Here is a 16,847-nt window from a genome sequence, read left to right as displayed (position 1 = left end):
CAACACCCAAGGCCCCGACCGTCAAACCCCGGCCCTGCATGCCTTTCACCCCCCAGTGGCTTCCAACCATTGTCATCTCCCGTACCCACGCCCGATGCGCCCGATCCTGCGCGCCTGCACTCAGCGCTCGACCGGCAATCCAGCCTTGGCCCAGGCGCCAAAACCGCCAGCCAGATGGGTGTCGACACTGGCTTGCGCAGCCGCGCATTTGTCGAGCGCCATGCCCGACCGCTTGCCACCGAGGCAGGTCAGGACAAGTTGCCTGGCGCCGGGCGCGGGCAGCTTGCTGGGCTGAAAAGTGGACAGCGGCATGTTGATCGAGCCGGGAATGTGCCCGCTCGCGAATTCGTCCACCTCGCGCACATCGACGACGAGAACCTGATTCGCGGCAACCATGCCCGCCAGTTCCTGCGGCCCAACCTCCCGGTGTTTTGCCGATTTTTCAAAGCCAAAGACCATGATTCGCTCTCCCATTCCGCAGCGTATGAAGACGCGTAAAAAACATCACTTGCTTATATTGCTTAATAGTTATATTAGTCAAGTGCGATTGAAGCGGATGCCGAGTCCCCATCGGTCAGAAAGCCAAGGGGCCGCATATCTCTGGGAGAGCTGATCCATGTCCAAGCCTGCAAACGCATTGCCCCGCATCCTTGTGCTGGGCGCTGGTCTCGGCGGTACCATCGCCGCCTACGAGATCCGAGATGCTACCAAAGGCCGCGCAGAGGTGTCCGTGGTGTCGGACAGTGACGATTACTGGTTCGTGCCGAGCAACCCATGGGTGGCAGTGCGGTGGCGCGAGACCGACGCGATCCGCGTGTCGCTGCCGCCGGTCATGGCCAAGAAGGGCATCACTTTTACCAGCGTTGGTGCCGCCCGTGTCCATCCAGCCGAAAACCGCGTGGAACTGCGCGACGGCACCAGCATGTCTTATGACTATCTGGTGATCGCCACGGGGCCTGAACTGGCATTTGATGAGATTCCCGGCTTTGGCCCCGATGGCCACACGGTTTCGGTCTGCCGGACCGACCATGCGGCACATGCCGCCGACGTGTTTGACGAATTCTGCAAAAACCCAAAGCCGATCGTGGTGGGCGCGGCGCAAGGCGCTTCATGTTTCGGTCCGGCCTACGAATTCGCGCTCATCCTCGATACCGAGCTACGCCGTCGCAAAATCCGCGACCAGGTGCCGATGACTTTCGTCACCAGCGAGCCCTATATCGGCCACCTCGGCCTCGACGGCGTGGGTGACACCAAGGGCCTGCTGGAAAGCCAGTTGCGCGAGCGGCACATCAAGTGGGTGACCAACGCCCGCGTCACCAGCTTCGATGACGGCATGGCCCATGTCGAGGAAGTGGGTGAGGATGGCGCCGTCAAGAAGGTGCATGATCTACCGTTCGGCTTCTCGATGCTGCTGCCCGCCTTCCGTGGCATCAAGGCCGTGTATGGCATCGAAGGGCTGACCAATCCGCGCGGGTTCATCCTGGCCGACAAGCACCAGCGCAACCCCAATTTCAAGAACGTCTACTCGCTGGGCGTTTGCGTGGCGATTCCGCCGCTGGGACCGACGCCGGTTCCTGTGGGCGTGCCCAAGACCGGCTTCATGATCGAGAGCATGGTGACGGCCGTGGCCCACAATATCGCCGCCGAACTCGATGGGCGTGAGCCGAATGAAGTGCCGAGCTGGAACGCGGTGTGCCTTGCCGATTTCGGCGACGGAGGCGTTGCCTTTGTGGCCCAGCCCCAGATCCCGCCGCGTAACGTCAATTGGTCATCTCATGGCAAATGGGTTCACCTCGCCAAGGTCGGCTTTGAAAAATACTTCCTCAAGAAGGTCCGCTCGGGCGTCAGCGAGCCCTTCTATGAAAAGCTCGCGCTGCAAATGCTGGGTATCAACAAGCTGAAAGAAACCACCAAGGAGGATGTGTGATGAGCCTTGATTCCGCTGTGATGCGCTTTGCCGGGGCAGTTGTTTTGGGCAGCGCCTTGGCCGCCCAGTTCGTGAACCCTGCATGGATTTACCTCACCATGTTTGCCGGGGCCAACATGGTCCAAGCCAGTGTGACGGGCTTTTGTCCCGCCGCCATCCTGTTCCGCGCGCTGGGCGTAAAGCCGGGCTGCGCGTTCAAATAAGGGCTGATGCCATGCGTCATCTGATCATGCTGTTGCCCTTGTTGGTGGCCTCGCCCGCCTTTGCCGAAGGGCAGGATCTGAATGCCACCATCGCCGATGCCTTGGCGCACGCTCCTGTCCTGGCCGAGGCCCAGGCGGGAGAAGCGCAGGCACAAGCAAGGCTCGACGGCGCCAAGGCACAGGGCAACCCGATGCTCAGCGTCGAAGGACAGATTGGCGCCGGGCGCATCGACAATGGTGGCTTCTTTGGCTTTACTGCCAGCAATGTCACGCCGCTGGCGCTGCGAGCAGGCGCGGAAATGCCACTGTATGCCGGCGGGCGGGTGGCTGCGGCGGTGGACCAGGCGCGTGGGGGGCAGGCGATCGCCACGCTGGCGCTGGCCGATGCACGGTCGCGGGTGATCGTGGGCGCGGTGGCTGCGCATGCTGAGGTATTGGCAGCGCGCCGGATTGAGACACGCTTTCAGCAAATGGCCACCGAACTGGCTGAAGTCGAGCGGCAAGCCCGCTTGCGATTTCAAGCCGGCGAAATCCCCGCCTCGGATCTTGCCGCTGCCACCGCCCGCCGGGCCGAGGGCGAAGCTGGCCTAGCTGCCGCGCAGGGCCGCAGCGTGACCGCAGAAGCCCAATATGTCCGCTTGACCGGCCATGAAGCGGGCGCGCTCGCCCCCTTGCCAGCGCTGCCTGCCACCCCGCCCAGCCTGGACGAGGCGCTCGACAATGCCCATCACGCCAATCCCGTCCTCGCACAGGCCGAAAAAGGCATCGACGTCGCCCGAGCCGGGGTACGCGGCGCAAAGGCGGAAAGCCTGCCCACCATTGGCGCCTTTGCCGAGGCGACCCGCACTCGCGACCAATTCTTCCCCGATTACCGCGCAGATGCGATGGCAGTGGGTATACGTGGCCGGTGGACCTTGTTTGCCGGTGGTCGCACCACTGCCAAAATCCACGAGGCCGACGCCACGCTCGACGCCAGCGAGGCGCGCGCGCGCGAGGCCCGGGAACAAATCGACGCTGCGGTCATCGCCGCCTGGACCGGCCTTCAGACCGCGCGCCGCGTGGTCGACGCCAGCGCGGCCCGTTCCGCCGCGACCGCCGAAGCTTTGCGCAGCGTTCAACTGGAAGCCAAGGTCGGCGCCAAGCCCACTCTGGCCGTTCTCGACGCCGAGCGCGAGGCCACCGCAGCTGATGCGGCCGCCATCGAGGCGGAGGGCCAGCGCATGGTTGCCGCCTGGCAATTGAATGCTCTGGCTGGACAGATCAATCCTTGAGAGGAGGAACTTGATGCATAAGGACTGGCCGCAGATGGCCAAGGAACTGTCGGGCGCGATCAAGCAAGTTCGTCTTGGCGCACCGGATGTCATGAAGAATTTCTCTGCAATGGCCAGCGCCGCCACGGCCAATGGTGCATTGGACAGCAAGACCAAGGAGCTGATCGCGCTGGGCATTGCGGTCGCGATCCGCTGCGATGGGTGCGTGGCCTTTCACGCGCAGGCCGCCGTCCGGCACGGTGCTTCCCGCGAAGAGGTGATGGATGCCATGGGCCTCGCCATCTACATGGGCGCTGGTCCCAGCCTGATGTATGCCGCTCAAGCGGTGGAGGCCTACGATCAATTCGCCGCAGATCAGGCGCCAGGCGCCTGATCGCAGCGCCCGCCCTATTCATGCAAAATCCATATAGATGGCGAGGCCCATGGCATCCTTGTTTTGAAGAGGTTGATTGGGTTTCAACCCTTCGCTGGAGCGCTTCGCTGGGTCTTCATTTCAAAGCGCTGCGGAAATGCCAACGGTTATCATCACGAGGCTGGGCATGGCCTTAACGGAATCGGCAATCGCGCGCTTGGGGGGACGCCCACTACGGAGCAGGGAGACGGCGGCCCCGTGGCAGCCCCTCACCCTTCCGCCGGTGCGCCGACCGCCGCTGCGACCAGGCAGACCAGACCGATGGCGCCAACGCCGATCCGCTGCGCCGCTGTTCCCACGCCATTCCTGACCGAAACGATCAACGCCAGCGCACATTGCAGCGCATAGAACAAAGCAAAGGCGCGCGATGACAGCGCGACCACCTCGAATGGGTCCGTCAGCCAGACGATGACGATCGCCAGCGCGCCAGCCAGCAGGAACGCGAGCGGCACGCTGATCTTGCGCCGTGACACCTCGTTGATCAGGCCACCCGAGCCGATAGAATCTGCCACCGCCGCACTCAACTGGCTGGCAACAGCGCCGATCAGCACGAACACGCCAAGCGCCGGCGCGATCAGTTCCATGATATCGAGAATGCCAGCCACCCCCTGGGTGGCCGCAGCGCGCGACAGGAACGGTGTGAGCAGCGCAATGAACGCCAGATAGATCGCCGAGGAAATCCATTGCGCATGCCGCATCGTGCGGACCCGCAATGCCGCCGGATAGGCATGTCCGAGATAGCGCGAGGTCTCGAAGCCCTGCACCGTGATCAGCAGGCCGAGCAGCATCGGCACGCTGGCGAACGACAGCCGCGCAGGCGGCAATGCCGCTTGCATCCCGCCGATCCCCCACGCCAGCGCCAGCGCCACGAGCAGGCCGGCGATGATCCCGATCTTGAGCGAGACCGTACCGTGGGCGAGGTGCTCCACCTTGCGCAGGCTGCCCCCCAGGGCCAGCAGCGTCATCAGCATGATCAGCACGGTCACGATAGTGTTGGCGGCCAGCGGCTGAAGCGTGGGCGCAATGGCGATCGGCTTGAGCGAGAATTCCGCCAGCAGCTTGAGGTAATAGGCCACCGACACCGCATAGGCGAGCGCCAGCACGCCCTGCGTCAGCCGTGCGAGCCAGGCGACGGGATCGTTGAAGCTGGCTGTGGCAAGATAGCTTTCGACATGCACGATGTTGAACCGGATCACCGCGCCCGCCGCATAGGCAATGGCGAGCAGAATAGCCATGGCCCCGAGCGCCGCGCTGCCGAACTCGCGCGCAAGCAGCGGCCCGCAGATGAGAAAGCCCGATCCGATGATGGACGCCAAGGGCGTGACCGTCGCGCGCCAGGTATCGCTGCGCGCAAACCGGCCGAAGGTCAGCGCCAGGGTGACGACAAGCGCCACGATCAGGGCAACGGCAACAATCATATGATCCCTTCCATTCGGTCTGCATCGCCGGCGTGGCTGTCTTGCCCCCCAGCATGGACCAAGGCGTTCAGCGCGCTGTCGGCGCGCGCCAACACGGCATCGCGACATGCGCCATCCAGCGCCTTGGCAGCCAGCGCGCGAAAGGCGCGGGCCTGCCTGGCCAGCGTTGCGATAAGTGCAGGATCATCGCAGTTGCGCGCAACATCGCCCAGCGCATCGAGATAGTGCTTGCCCGCGATCATGTCGGCGCTGGCATACTGGGCAAGGGCGCCAAACGCGCGGTCGACAAAACCCTCGAACGTTGCGGGCTGCGCGACCAGCCGCAGGCTTCCCTCCGCATCCACGCGCTGGCCCGGCGGCAGGTGCCGTCGCGCCAGAGTGGCCAGCGCCGCACCCAGCCAGTCGAGGCAACTGCTGGCCGTGAACGGATCGTTTACGCCCGGCGACAAGGCGCGCGCGGCAATCTCCACCAGTTCATCGATCAGGAACCGCAGGTCTTGCAGCGCGCTGCGCCGCGAGCCGAGCGCGACAGCCTGGCGCAGGGCCGTGGCCGCCTGCCCGGTGCAGGCATCGGGCGGCCAGGCCGTCATCAAGACGCTGTGCTTGTGCACGAAATCACCTGGCTGGCGATGCAGGCGGACGACCATGTCGTGCTCCTTGGCCACGGCGATGACGGCGCTTTCGTCAATGAGCTGGATATAGCCCATGCCGTGACACGCGATCGTGGCGGGTCGGTCCGGGCCGGCAACGGGCCTCTCGTCCAACAAGGCAGCAGGCATCGGCATGGCACTCGCGGGCGCGGCCGACGGGGGCTCGTCCCGGGCCGGAAAGCGCGCCTCGATATCATCGACCAACCGCCCGCCGATCTGTTCGATCACGCTGTTGATGTGGATCTGCATCGGCACATGGTGGATGAAGTAGATCAGCACGGCGATCGAACACAGCACCAGGACCAGGGCGATCAACAGCGCCAGTTGCGGCACGAACGCCGCGACCGCCGAGCCGCCCTCCCCTGCCGAGTGGATCGTGCGCAGCACCACCAGCGAATAGACGAACGTGGCGATGAAGGTGCCGAGGGTAACCTGGTTGCCCCGATCCGACATGAAGTTGCTGAGCAGGCGCGGGCCATACTGCCCCGAGGCATAGACCACCGCCGCGATGGTGACCGAGAAGGTCGTCCCGGCAACGCCGATCATCGAACCGCCGATCGCCGACAGCAGGCTGCGCGCGCCATCGGGCCGGGCCGTGTCGAGCCCGGGCAATCCGGTCGTCCATGTCGTCGATCCGGCATGGCTGTCGATCATCACCGTGGTCAAGGCCAGCAGCAGCGCGGCCAGGGCCATGATCGTGGGGACGAACCAATAGCTTTCGCGCAGGGTGTTCGACAGCCGCAGCAGCCGCGCCTTCATGCCGGCGCTCCTTCATCCCTCGCGGTCAGGCGCTGCAACACGCCCTTGATCGTGCCGCCCTGCCCGATGACCGAGAACAGCACCACCAGGTAGGTCGCTGCCAGGATGATCGGGCGCGCCGGGCCATCGGGCAGCCCCAGCGCCAGGGCGATGGATATACCACCGCGCAGCCCGCCCCAGATCAGCGTAACGGGGGCCACCAGACCATAGCGATGCCCAGGACGGATCGCGCACAGTGGGAGGAGCACCGAGATCGAGCGCGCCAGGAGTGCCAGCGGAATGGCAGCAAGGCCCAGGACCACCAGGCGCAGATCTCCCGGAATGGTCACCACTTCCAACCCGATCAGCAGGAACAGCACGGTGTTGAGGATATCGTCGATCAGATCCCAGAACTTGTGCAGATAATCGCGGGTCGTGTCGCTCATCGCATGGGCCACGCCGGCATTGCCGATGATCAGCCCGGCCACGGCCATGGCCACCGGCCCGCTGGCATGGAGCGGCCGCGCAATGGCATAGCCGCCCATCACCACCGCCAAGCTGATCAGCACTTCGACCTTGTAATCGTCGATCGAGCGCATCAGCCGGAACGCGATCCAGCCGATGACCAGCCCGAGCACGACGCCGCCGCCCGCCTCGGTGGCGAACAGGCCGGCGGCATGGCCGAGGGAAAATGCCTCACCCGAAAGGGCCGATACCAGCAGGATGGTAAAGATGACCACGCCCACGCCATCGTTGAACAGGCTTTCCCCCGCCACCGTCGCCTCGAGCGTGGGCGAGACGTTGGCACGCTTGAGCACGCCCATCACCGAGACCGGATCGGTCGGGCTGATCAGCGCGCCGAACACAAAGCACCAGATCGCCGGCAGTTCGAAGCCGATGGCGCGGGCCAGCAGCAGGAAGCCGCCGCCAATCAGGGCCGTCGACAGCGCCACGCCGATGGTGCTGAGCACGATGATCGGCCAGCGACCGCGCCGCATCTCGTGCCAATCCACATGCAGCGCGCCGGCAAACAGCAGGAACGAGAGCATGCCGTCCATGAGCGTGGTGTGGAAATCGATGCCGGCGATGAACCCGACGATATCCCGCGCGAACGCGGCGCCGGGCACGACGCGGGCTATGCCGACGACGAGCAACGAGGCAATCGCGCCCATGACTGTCAGCCCGATCGAGGCGGGCAATTTGAGGAAGCGATAGTTGCAATAGCCCAGCCCGGCGGCCAGCACGATGAGAATGGCCGCCGCATCGAACGGCGTCAGCGCCACGCCGGCGATCACTGGCCGTCTCCGGTCGACAAGTGGAACCTCTGCCCACCGCCGGGCGCTGGCAGCGCGTTGACGCCTTGCGTCGCCAGCGTTGCTGCGATGGCAAGGGCGCGCCGCTGGGCCAGACTTGGCCGCGCCGGCGTTGTCCCGGCCGGCAGCCCCGGAACGCCCAGCGCGGGCACATTCCACCGCCGCGCCGCCCAGGCCGATACCAGCACGGCCTCGCGCGCCACCGGGTCCAGCGTGTCGGCATCATTGGCAAAGGCGATCTCGGGCAGCGGGCCTTGCGGTGGCACGATCGCCACGCTCCAGCCATCGGTCTGCGCGGCAGCGCGGGCTTCGAGCACGCGATAGGTAGCAACGGTTGCGCCGGGCAGCGGCACGGCCGCCGCCGTGGCGCGGTGATGATCCCGGTCGATTGTCACGTCATCGGCCGAAACACCGGTGATCAGCGCGATCATCCGCGCGATTCCGGCCAGGCGCTGTGTCTCCAGGTCCGGCTGATCGCCTGCCTGGCGCAGTTCCTCGCGCTGCGCCTCGATCGCGCCGGCCCCCGGTTCGAGCAGGATCTGGTCGATATTGAGGCGAACCGGGCGCCCGAGTTCCTGTTCGATCGCCTTTTGCAGCACCACGGTCTTCTGCGTCTGCCCGCGCGGCGTGATGACCACCGCGCGAATGACGTTGGGTTCGCGATCGAATGCCACGTCGAGCTGGGTCACGCGCGAAGCGCTGCCGAAGCGCTTGTTCAGCAGCGACCGCACTTCCGAGACGATCAGGGCTTCGCGCGCGATGCGGTTGAGCGCCAGGCCGAGCGGCACGGCCATGGCCACAAAAACCAGCAGCAGCAGGATGGTCTGGGTCCAGCTCTGACGGCTGGAAAGCTGGTGGCCAAAGCCGTAATAGCGCGCCATCGCCGTTGCCGAGAGCGCGATGGTGATGAAGTTGGTGACGAACAGCGCCAATGCGCCGCCCAGCACGGGCAGGTTCCACGTTGCCAGGCCATAGCCGACCACGGCAAGCGGCGGCATCAGGGCAGTGGCGATCGCTACCCCCACGATCGTTTCGCCGCGCCCGCGAATGATCGCAAAGCTCCCCGCGAGCGCGGCGAACAGGGCGACGCCCAGATCGAACAGATTGGGGCGCGTGCGGGCCACGACCTCCGCCGTGGGGGCCTGCAAGGGCGAGGCCGTGACGATCAGCGCCGTGAATGCCACCGCCGCAACCGCACCGACCGCCAGCGCCAGCAGCGAACGGCGCATTTCGGCAAAATCGAACAGTGCGAGGCTGAATCCGAAGCCCAGGATCGGGCTCATCAGCGGCGAGATCAACATGGCACCGATCACCACCGCCGGAGACGAGAGCAGCAATCCCAGCATCGCGATCCCGGCAGACATCATCGTCATGAAGGCATAGCGCGGTGACCAGCAGCTTTCCGCGAAGATGCGCGCAACGACCGCCTGGTGATCGACCTGCCCCACGACCCGGCGCCGCCACCAGCGGTAAAGCGCCAGTCGGCTTAGCCGCGCGCCCACCCGCATGCCTGTGTTCCGGGCCGGTTCCGTCAATGCTTCCATGCTTGCTCCGCTGTCTGCGCAAAGGCCCGCCGCCATTCCCGAGGGCCGCAGTGCGGCACCCGCGATCGCTTCAACGCCAATCGGCGGCGGTTGATCCGGTGCCACGGCACCGGTGCGGGCCGCAATCGGGATGCAGAGGCCCCTCGGCAAAGCGCGTGGCAAAGCCGGGCAAGAGCACTGGCAAAGTCATGGGTATGCAACACGGGAAACGTCCGGACACGACTGTTGGCCCGCTGGCGGCCCGACCAGCGCAAAAGCCTGCCCGCACCACGTTCTGGCCAGCGAGCACCCGCCCCCTCTATTGCATCACCTTTCCCGCACCGCAATTATTTCAGGCCAGGGCACCGCCATGCAGCAGGCCATCAGTCGCCCATCGCGCCAGCCAGTGACCGGCGATCCTGACACCCTGTGCCTCATCATGCGCGCAAACCAGATGTTGGCACACCTCGGCAAACGACACGCCGGCCAGCAGCCGCGGGGCGAGTTTGGCCTCCGCCGGGTCCAGCGTGCGAAAGCAGGCGGTGTCCCCTTGCCGCCAGACCAGCACAGCGACGGGGTGCGGCATCCTTTCCGCGCGCGGCACGGTGCCGCCAAGAACCAGCGCGGACCAGATCGCTGGCGCATTCGTGCGCAAGGACACCAGGCGAGTGCTGGGCACGCAGCGGAGCACGGCCTTGTCCCAATCGACCTGCCCCAACGCGGCGCTGGGCAGCGGATCGGCATCGGGGCCGACAAAAGCATCGGCCAGCGCCAGTTCCAGTGCGGCGAGGTCGGCCACTTCGGGATCGTCAGGCCATTGCGCGGCCAGGCTTTGCGGGAACAGGGCGGCATAGTGGTCCAGCGACCAGCTATCGGGCGGGCGATCATCGATGCAGCGGGCGGCGCTGGCCTGGAAGTCTTCAGGCCCCAGCCACTGCACCGTTTGCGGAAAGCTCTCGTGAAGGCAGGCCATCAACGCCGCGCGATAATTGTTCTGGTAGACCAGCAGTCCGGCTTGGGCCACCGGGCCAAAGCGCGCCGCCGCCCGGTCCGATCCGGTCATCAGCCAGTCGCCGAATTCGGCCTGAAACATAGCCAGCGTCATGCCGCAATCCCGCGCCGTGCCAGGCTCCGGGCCTGGTCGAGTTCGGCCAGCAGGTCAGCCAGCGGCGGGATATTGTCATCGCGCTCGATCATCACCGCGACCGGGCCCAGGCGATCGATGACTTGCGCAAACAGCGTCCATACCGAAGGCGGGACCGGCTGATCATGGGTATCGATCAACAGCGTCTCGCCCTGGCTGTGGCCGGCAAGGTGGATCTGCCGCACCCGGTCCAACGGCACCCCGGCCAGATAGGCGAGCGGGTCGAAGCCATGGTTGATCGCCGAAACGTGGATGTTGTTGAGATCGAGCAGCAGGCCGCAGCCGGTCCGCGCGCAGACCCGTTCGAGGAATTCCCACTCGGCCATGTCGGACTGGGCAAAGGCCAGGTAGCTCGAGGGATTTTCGATCAGCATCGCACGCCCGAGGCACTCCTGGGCGTGGGCCAGGTTGGCGCAGACGATATCGAGCGCTTCGGCGGTATAGGGCAGTGGCAAGAGATCGTGCGCGTTGAAGCCCGGCGTGCGGGACCAGCTCAGGTGGTCTGACACGAACAGCGGCTCGATCTCGTCCACCAGGCCACGCAAGCGCGCCAGGTATGCCGCGTCCAGCCCATGGGCCGAGCCAACGGAGAGCGAGACCCCGTGCAGCGCCACCGGGTAGTGTGCGCGTACCTGGTGCAGGATGCGCCTTGGCCGCCCGCCTGGAACCATGAAGTTCTCGGATATCACCTCGACGAAATCGACCGGGACGGCCGCTTTCAGAAAGTCGGCATAATGCGGTTTGCGCAGGCCGAGGCCGAAACCGGCAAAGCTGGAGTGAGGCACGATCGCTCTCCTCTTGCCTGCGCGCCGCCGCCCACTGGCCGGGGCGGCGGCGCGCAGGCCAGGTTGGGTGCCGCAGCGCTTACTTGGGCTCGGTCAGGCTGCCGCCAGCGGCCTTGCAGGCCTTGACCGACAGAGCCTTGAAACCCTGGCCCTTGCAGTCGTTCTGGCCCTTGCAGTCATGGTTGCCCGACTTGCAGTCCGACGTGCCCTTGCAGCTATTGACGCCATAGCAGTGGACCACGGCCGTGCCGCTCGCTGCCATCGCCGGGGTGGCAACGGCTGCGGCCGACATGGCCACGACAGCGGCGGTGGCAGCGAGGCTCAGGCCCGAATTGAGAGTGTTCATCGTAGCGCTCCTGGGAAATGCGGTTGCCGAAAGTGGCATGGGGTTATTCGCCAGGGTGCCGGCTGCGGTTACAGCGGCGAAAAAAGATTACCAGCGCAGCAGACGCGGCCCGAGGATGGCGCCGGCAAGCGCCGCCAGGCCAATCCCCAGGGTATACCAGGTCAACACGAAGATCGCGGACACTTCGGGGCAGTGCAGGCAATAGAGCGTTGCGCCCCACGATCCCGCCGTCAGCCCTGCGGTGGCGCCGGCGGCTCTCAGGCGCGTCGGGGCGAGACGCCGAAACGACCACAAGAGCCCGCCAAAGATCGGCACCGAGAGCAGGAACACGATCGACGAGCACACGCTCCAGCTTTGCCCCAGCCACATCGCCAGCCATTGGGCGGGCGGAACCCGGCTCATTTCGAACAAGCCGATCGCCACCAGCGAAAGGACCGGGATCGCCATCAGCCACAACCAGCCGAACCGGCCACTATCGGGCCGGGCGAGGCGCGCCGTGGCCAGCGCCGCGCAGATGCCCAGCGACACGGTGTAGCCCCATTTCATCCAGAACGAATAGTGCCGGATGGCCGCGCCAAGCTGCGGATTGAACCCCAGCAGCCAGGCGATCAGCGCCAGCGTGATCACGCCACCAGCGGCAAGACCAATGGCCAGGCGGCGCCCCACGGCATGGCGCGGCACGGGCGTCACCTCGCGCGCCAGGGCATCGATCAGTTGGTCGGTGTTCATCCTACAATTCGCCTCTGATACGGGCCGCGAGCGCTTTCAGCCCGCGATGCACCGACACTTTCACGTCAGATTCCCCCATCCTTTCCCGCGCCGCCGCCTCGTGCGTGCTCAGTCCGTCGAGGCGGGTGGCTCGGATCGCCTGCGACTGCTTGGCCGGCAGCGCGTCCAGCAAGCGGTCGATATCGATCCGCGCGCTGCTGGCCTCCTCGAACCCCTCGGCAACCAGAATGTCGTCCAGCCCCTCGATCGGGCAGGTTCGGCCGCAGCGGCGGAAGTGGTCGACCATCTTGTAGCGCGCAATGGCGAACAGCCAGCCACCGAACGCGCGCTCCCGGTCGAACGTCGCCCGCCGCGTGTGAACGGCAATCAGCGTTTCCTGCACGAGATCGTCGATGTCGTCGCGGCGATCGCGCATGCGGCGGCGGTAGAACGCTTCGAGCACAGGAACGAGCGCGCGCAGCAATTGCGCCTGGCTGGCCGCATCGCCATCCAGACCGCCAATCATCCACGCTTTCAACTGGGCTTCGTTCGCTTGCATGTGGGCTCCCACGCCATGCTTCGCGCCAGACCCGCCGATGGTTACACCGCAAGCGGCCCATCGTCGAAAATATATTCTGTAACCGACTGTCCACCCGCGCCGAAATGCTGCCTGTCGGCCGGGGCGGGATCGCCGCCCGCGCCGCACCTGACCGCCTTCATTCCCAAGGAGCTTGATCAATGACCATCACCCAAGCCGCCGCTGCCGTCGCTCTCTCCGTTGCCCTCTCGGCCACCATTGCCGGGGCGAGCGCGCAGGCCGCCGACGCTCCCAAGACCGAGAAGTGCTATGGCGTCGCGCTCGCCGGCAAGAACGACTGCAAGGCCGGCGCCGGCACCAGTTGCGCCGGCACCTCGGTCAAGGACTATCAGGGCAACGCCTGGAAAGCGGTGAAGATCGGCACCTGCACGTCGATCAAGACGCCCCATGGCATGGGCTCGCTCACGCCGCGCGGTTGAACCAGCCCTCTCAACCAACCGGTGCCCGGACGCTGCCATCCGCACTGTCCGGGCCGCCTTGCCATGTCTGCCGAACGACCAAGGACAAGCCGATGACCACGCTGATCTCGCTTTGCCACCACGCCACCGATCAGGCGCGGCGACTGCTTCCCGAATGGCTGTTGCTGTTGGTGGCGAGGCTGGGCGCGGGCGCCATCTTTTTCCTGTCGGGCCGCGCCAAGGTGGAAGGCTGGTTCACCATCACCGACGGCACGTTCGACCTCTTTGCCAGCGACTATGCGCTGCCGCTCGTGCCACCACACCTCGCCGCCTATGCCGCGACGATTTCGGAGCACCTGTTCTCGCTGCTGCTGTTCCTTGGCCTGTTTACCAGATTGGGGGCGCTGGGCCTGCTGGGCATGACACTGGTGATCGAAGTGTTTGTCTATCCCGATGCCTGGCCCATCCATCTGAGCTGGGCCGGTCTGCTGTTGCCCCTGCTGGCCAAGGGTGGTGGAACCCTGTCCCTCGATCACCTGCTGTGGCCCCGGGTGCCGGTGCCGACCAGCAAGAACACCAATATCCCCGGATCACGCGCCGAATAACTTCTGTGAGCAGCCCCTAGATTTCTGGACGCCTTCGATTCTAGTTTTGCAGACAGGACGCGACGACGGGAAATGCCTAGTTCAGTAGCGTGTCAGGCATCAAGGGTTGCCCCGCGAATTTTGGATCGCCGCGTATTGGCCCTGGCGATCCGCTCGGGCATCGGCCGTCTCGGCTTGCGTCTCTGGTGGATATAGCTGTTGAACATGCCGGCGGCGAGGAACGCTTCGTTCTTCTGCGACCGATAGGCGGTATCTGCCCAGACCCCCGAGCCGGTTTTCCCCATGCTGATCAGCTCCGGCAGGCGCGCCCCATCATGGGCGTTGGCGGCGCTGGCTCCCAGGTGCGGATCAGGCCGGGGCCTTGTCGATGCCGATATGGTTCTTGTAGCCGAACACCGGGATGGCGAGATCGACAGGCTTCGCGGCCTTGGGATCGGCGCCTTCGCGGACCTTGGCTTTGCTGTACTTGATCGACCAGCGCGCATCGCGCTCCTTTTGTCGCGCCTTGGCCGGCTTCCAATCCTCGGAGACGCGCCCTTCCTTGATGGCGGTCTTCTCGGCCTCGGTGTTGCGCTGCTTTGGCGCCGGCACCACTGTGGCGTCGATAATCTCCCTGCCCATCGCGAGATAGCCGCGATCCTTGAGCGCTACGTCGAAGCCGGCGAAGAGTTTGTCGATCGCCTTGGCCTGGACCAGGCGCTCGCGGAACAACCACACCGTCGTCGCATCAGGCAAGGTGCCCTCGAGGCCCAAGCCCAGGAAGCGCTGGAACGACAGGCGGTCCTTGATCTGGAATTCCGCCGCCTCGTCCGACAGCTCATAAAGCGCCTGAAGCACCAGGATCTTGAACATCAGCACAGGGTCAAACGGCCGCCGTCCGCCCTACCGTCGGCGAAGTGAATCAAATCCACCCCTCAGACGCCAGAGTTTTTCGAGATGCGGTCATTGGGTGCGATTCGCTCCATAGTGAGCATCCCCTCTCGAGGAGAACCGCCATGACTGTATATGCCGCGCTTGACGTCTCCATGGATAAGGCTGCGATTTGCGTGATGGACGCCAGCGGCAGGATCTTATTGGAAGCAGTGGCTCCCAGCGATCCAGATGCGATCACCCGCTGCTTGGCGCCCTACGGCGCAGAGCTCGAGCTGGTTGGCTTCGAGGCTGGGCCACTGTCGGAATGGCTCTACCGCGGCCTTCAGGACGCGGGGATGACCGTAGTCTTGATGGAGACCCGGCAGGTCCGCGCTGCCCTGTCCGCGATGGTCATGAAGACGGATCGCAATGACGCCCGTGGCATGGCCCAGCTATTGCGCTCGGGCTGGTTCCGGCCTGTGCACGTCAAAGCCATTCCAGCCCGCGAGCAGCGCACGCTGCTGACCGCGCGCTCGACGTTGATGCGCCGGCAGAAGGACATCGAGAATAGTGAACCGTCCCGGGTTTCCTGGAGGCTCCTATTTGTGAGATGGAGCTTTGGTGATGAGCAAAACCCGGAACAAATTTTCGCCTGAGGTGCGTGATCGCGCAGTGCGCATGGTTGGCGGCGCTAGGCATGACATCGGTCGAAGCCAATACCACTACTATAATTCGCTTTCACCCGATGCCAAGCACCTCGATCCAGCCGGTGATCGCTACCGCGCTCTATCATCCCCGCGTAATTGAGCATTCACCGCTGGTCTCGCTCCACCCAGTGCTGATGAAGTGCTTCGATGGTTCGGGTGGAGTAAGAGGCGCACAGGCGTTAGCAGGACAGCACCAAAGACGCGATCCTCAGGCAGCGTGCCATCGAACTGGAAACGCAGTTACGCATTCTCAAGATCGACGATTAGACCATGAATGCAGTGATCATGCCGCCTGCGAAATGGCAGAGAAAAATCACGATGATCACGGCAGCGCCAAACGAGAACAGCCATGTCGTTTCGGTCTCGAGCAGCAGGCTTTCCCGTTCGCTCAGCAATCCGGCATCGCGGCGTTTCGCCTGGCGCCAGGTGAGCGCCCCGATCAGCACCGCCATCACGCAAAATGGCAGATAGAAAAATATCAGGCCCGCCAGGCTTCCTGCCGACGCCCGCCCCGCGCTGTGGGTAAACAGGAAACGCGCAATCGCGGTCTGATTGCGGTACGGCATGAAGAAAAAGAGCAAGGCCGCAGTGCTCAGAAAGCGCGCGAGCGCGTGCCGCAAACGATAGGAGCAAGGCCAGTCGATCCGCGGCGGCGGCGCTGCGATCTCCGACCCATAGGCGGGCGTGGCACCGTCGGGAGGCAGTTCACCGGCACTGCGCTTGCGCTCGATGTGCCACTGCCAGCGATACATGGCCGGGTGAATCACCAAGAGGCCGGCCGTGACGATCACGCCCACGAGCACGTAATTGAGCGCGACGGCACCCGCATCGCGATCGGTGGAGTTCAACGCGAAGGCGACGGCGATCCAGAGGATCAGGAGCACAACCGTGATCAGCATCACCAGCGGATAGAGAACGAGCCACTGCCGCCATTTGCTGACACGCATCCAGGCGATCAAGCGATCAAGGCGCCCTTCGGGGCCGGGGGGAGGATCCAAGCTCATCTGTCATCAACCCGCGGCGTCACGCGTTCGATCCGTGCCACTTCAACCGAACACAGATGCGATCACGAGCGCAATGGCGATTGCGAGGCAAAGCGCGCGTCGTGCGGCGAATGCTACCCAATGACAGCGTCCTGGCTACTATGGCGCGGTGATCCTGGCTCCCCGTGCTGCGGCAGGCATGCCTTGCATACCTGCCGCAGCCGCCCTCATGGCGTTCAAGGCGATGACCGGGCAGCGGTCGATGG

At 65.0% G+C, this 16,847-nt stretch carries 18 protein-coding genes and 1 pseudogene; 7 read left to right on the top strand and 12 right to left on the bottom strand.

All coding sequences use genetic code 11. From position 1 onward, the window contains the following. Positions 1 to 120 precede the first annotated feature (120 nt). Positions 121 to 459, bottom strand: a complete 339-nt coding sequence (locus FHW97_RS09825) for a rhodanese-like domain-containing protein (RefSeq protein WP_171798823.1) — start codon at positions 457 to 459, stop codon at positions 121 to 123. A 157-nt stretch (positions 460 to 616) separates the two neighbouring features. Between FHW97_RS09825 and FHW97_RS09820 the strand changes: the two genes are divergently transcribed. From FHW97_RS09820 to FHW97_RS09805, 4 genes are read left to right on the top strand one after another with little or no spacing between them, the layout of a single operon-like run. Next, positions 617 to 1,927: an NAD(P)/FAD-dependent oxidoreductase gene (locus FHW97_RS09820; protein ID WP_062788734.1), complete on the top strand. Its 1,311-nt coding sequence runs from the start codon at positions 617 to 619 to the stop codon at positions 1,925 to 1,927. Beyond that, positions 1,927 to 2,130 (top strand): DUF2892 domain-containing protein, encoded by a 204-nt coding sequence (locus FHW97_RS09815; RefSeq protein WP_062788736.1) that lies wholly within the window; start codon positions 1,927 to 1,929, stop codon positions 2,128 to 2,130. The genes FHW97_RS09820 and FHW97_RS09815 overlap by 1 nt, the downstream gene beginning before the upstream one ends. A gap of 11 nt (positions 2,131 to 2,141) precedes the next feature. After that, positions 2,142 to 3,401, top strand: a complete 1,260-nt coding sequence (locus FHW97_RS09810; protein WP_168353259.1) for a TolC family protein — start codon at positions 2,142 to 2,144, stop codon at positions 3,399 to 3,401. A 34-nt stretch (positions 3,402 to 3,435) separates the two neighbouring features. Next, positions 3,436 to 3,774: a carboxymuconolactone decarboxylase family protein gene (locus FHW97_RS09805; protein ID WP_370525356.1), complete on the top strand. Its 339-nt coding sequence runs from the start codon at positions 3,436 to 3,438 to the stop codon at positions 3,772 to 3,774. A gap of 248 nt (positions 3,775 to 4,022) precedes the next feature. Here the strand turns inward: FHW97_RS09805 and FHW97_RS09800 are convergent, their stop codons facing one another. The 9 genes from FHW97_RS09800 to FHW97_RS09760 all read right to left on the bottom strand — a co-directional run bounded on the left by FHW97_RS09800 (position 4,023) and on the right by FHW97_RS09760 (position 12,997). Further along, positions 4,023 to 5,231: a hypothetical protein gene (locus FHW97_RS09800; protein WP_171798822.1), complete on the bottom strand. Its 1,209-nt coding sequence runs from the start codon at positions 5,229 to 5,231 to the stop codon at positions 4,023 to 4,025. Continuing rightward, entirely contained in the window at positions 5,228 to 6,640 is a 1,413-nt protein-coding gene (locus FHW97_RS09795) for a DUF2254 domain-containing protein (protein ID WP_171798821.1), read from the bottom strand. Before FHW97_RS09795 ends, FHW97_RS09800 begins: the two co-directional genes overlap by 4 nt. Beyond that, positions 6,637 to 7,914, bottom strand: coding sequence for a sodium:proton antiporter (locus tag FHW97_RS09790; RefSeq protein WP_062788741.1), 1,278 nt, complete (start codon positions 7,912 to 7,914; stop codon positions 6,637 to 6,639). The genes FHW97_RS09795 and FHW97_RS09790 overlap by 4 nt, the downstream gene beginning before the upstream one ends. Then, positions 7,911 to 9,476, bottom strand: coding sequence for a DUF389 domain-containing protein (locus tag FHW97_RS09785; protein WP_171798820.1), 1,566 nt, complete (start codon positions 9,474 to 9,476; stop codon positions 7,911 to 7,913). The genes FHW97_RS09790 and FHW97_RS09785 overlap by 4 nt, the downstream gene beginning before the upstream one ends. Before the next feature lie 331 nt (positions 9,477 to 9,807). Then, the gene (locus FHW97_RS09780; RefSeq protein WP_171798819.1) at positions 9,808 to 10,560 is read right to left on the bottom strand and encodes a DNA-binding domain-containing protein; all 753 of its coding nucleotides are present in this window, start codon (positions 10,558 to 10,560) and stop codon (positions 9,808 to 9,810) included. After that, complete coding sequence (locus tag FHW97_RS09775) at positions 10,557 to 11,387, bottom strand: DUF692 domain-containing protein (protein ID WP_370525376.1); 831 nt, start codon at positions 11,385 to 11,387, stop codon at positions 10,557 to 10,559. Before FHW97_RS09775 ends, FHW97_RS09780 begins: the two co-directional genes overlap by 4 nt. 76 nt (positions 11,388 to 11,463) lie before the next feature. Next, positions 11,464 to 11,730 (bottom strand): hypothetical protein, encoded by a 267-nt coding sequence (locus FHW97_RS09770; RefSeq protein WP_107718099.1) that lies wholly within the window; start codon positions 11,728 to 11,730, stop codon positions 11,464 to 11,466. A gap of 87 nt (positions 11,731 to 11,817) precedes the next feature. Further along, positions 11,818 to 12,459 carry a DUF1109 domain-containing protein gene (locus FHW97_RS09765; RefSeq protein ID WP_022677819.1) on the bottom strand — a complete coding sequence of 214 codons (642 nt, stop codon included), beginning with the start codon at positions 12,457 to 12,459 and terminating at the stop codon, positions 11,818 to 11,820. A 1-nt stretch (position 12,460) separates the two neighbouring features. Further along, complete coding sequence (locus FHW97_RS09760) at positions 12,461 to 12,997, bottom strand: sigma-70 family RNA polymerase sigma factor (RefSeq protein ID WP_062787707.1); 537 nt, start codon at positions 12,995 to 12,997, stop codon at positions 12,461 to 12,463. Between the two features lie 179 nt (positions 12,998 to 13,176). Between FHW97_RS09760 and FHW97_RS09755 the strand changes: the two genes are divergently transcribed. After that, positions 13,177 to 13,455 carry a DUF2282 domain-containing protein gene (locus FHW97_RS09755; RefSeq protein ID WP_022677817.1) on the top strand — a complete coding sequence of 93 codons (279 nt, stop codon included), beginning with the start codon at positions 13,177 to 13,179 and terminating at the stop codon, positions 13,453 to 13,455. A gap of 92 nt (positions 13,456 to 13,547) precedes the next feature. Beyond that, positions 13,548 to 14,039 (top strand): DoxX family protein, encoded by a 492-nt coding sequence (locus FHW97_RS09750; RefSeq protein WP_171798817.1) that lies wholly within the window; start codon positions 13,548 to 13,550, stop codon positions 14,037 to 14,039. Positions 14,040 to 14,146: 107 nt separating this feature from the next. Here FHW97_RS09750 and FHW97_RS09745 read toward each other — a convergent pair. Then, positions 14,147 to 14,921, bottom strand: a pseudogene (locus FHW97_RS09745) (IS5 family transposase); the annotation flags it as partial. 113 nt (positions 14,922 to 15,034) lie between these two features. Here FHW97_RS09745 and FHW97_RS09740 point away from each other — a divergent pair. Beyond that, positions 15,035 to 15,547: a transposase gene (locus tag FHW97_RS09740; RefSeq protein WP_171798816.1), complete on the top strand. Its 513-nt coding sequence runs from the start codon at positions 15,035 to 15,037 to the stop codon at positions 15,545 to 15,547. 314 nt (positions 15,548 to 15,861) lie between these two features. Here FHW97_RS09740 and FHW97_RS09735 read toward each other — a convergent pair whose 3' ends face one another. After that, complete coding sequence (locus tag FHW97_RS09735) at positions 15,862 to 16,602, bottom strand: hypothetical protein (protein WP_171798815.1); 741 nt, start codon at positions 16,600 to 16,602, stop codon at positions 15,862 to 15,864. Positions 16,603 to 16,847: the final 245 nt, after the last annotated feature.

The sequence above is a fragment of the Novosphingobium sp. SG754 genome (genome assembly GCF_013149315.1).
In the GTDB taxonomy this organism is placed as follows: Bacteria; Pseudomonadota; Alphaproteobacteria; order Sphingomonadales; family Sphingomonadaceae; genus Novosphingobium; species Novosphingobium capsulatum.
The sequence above is the reverse complement of the archived record's forward strand: the minus strand, read 5'-3'. Positions and strand labels throughout refer to the sequence as shown.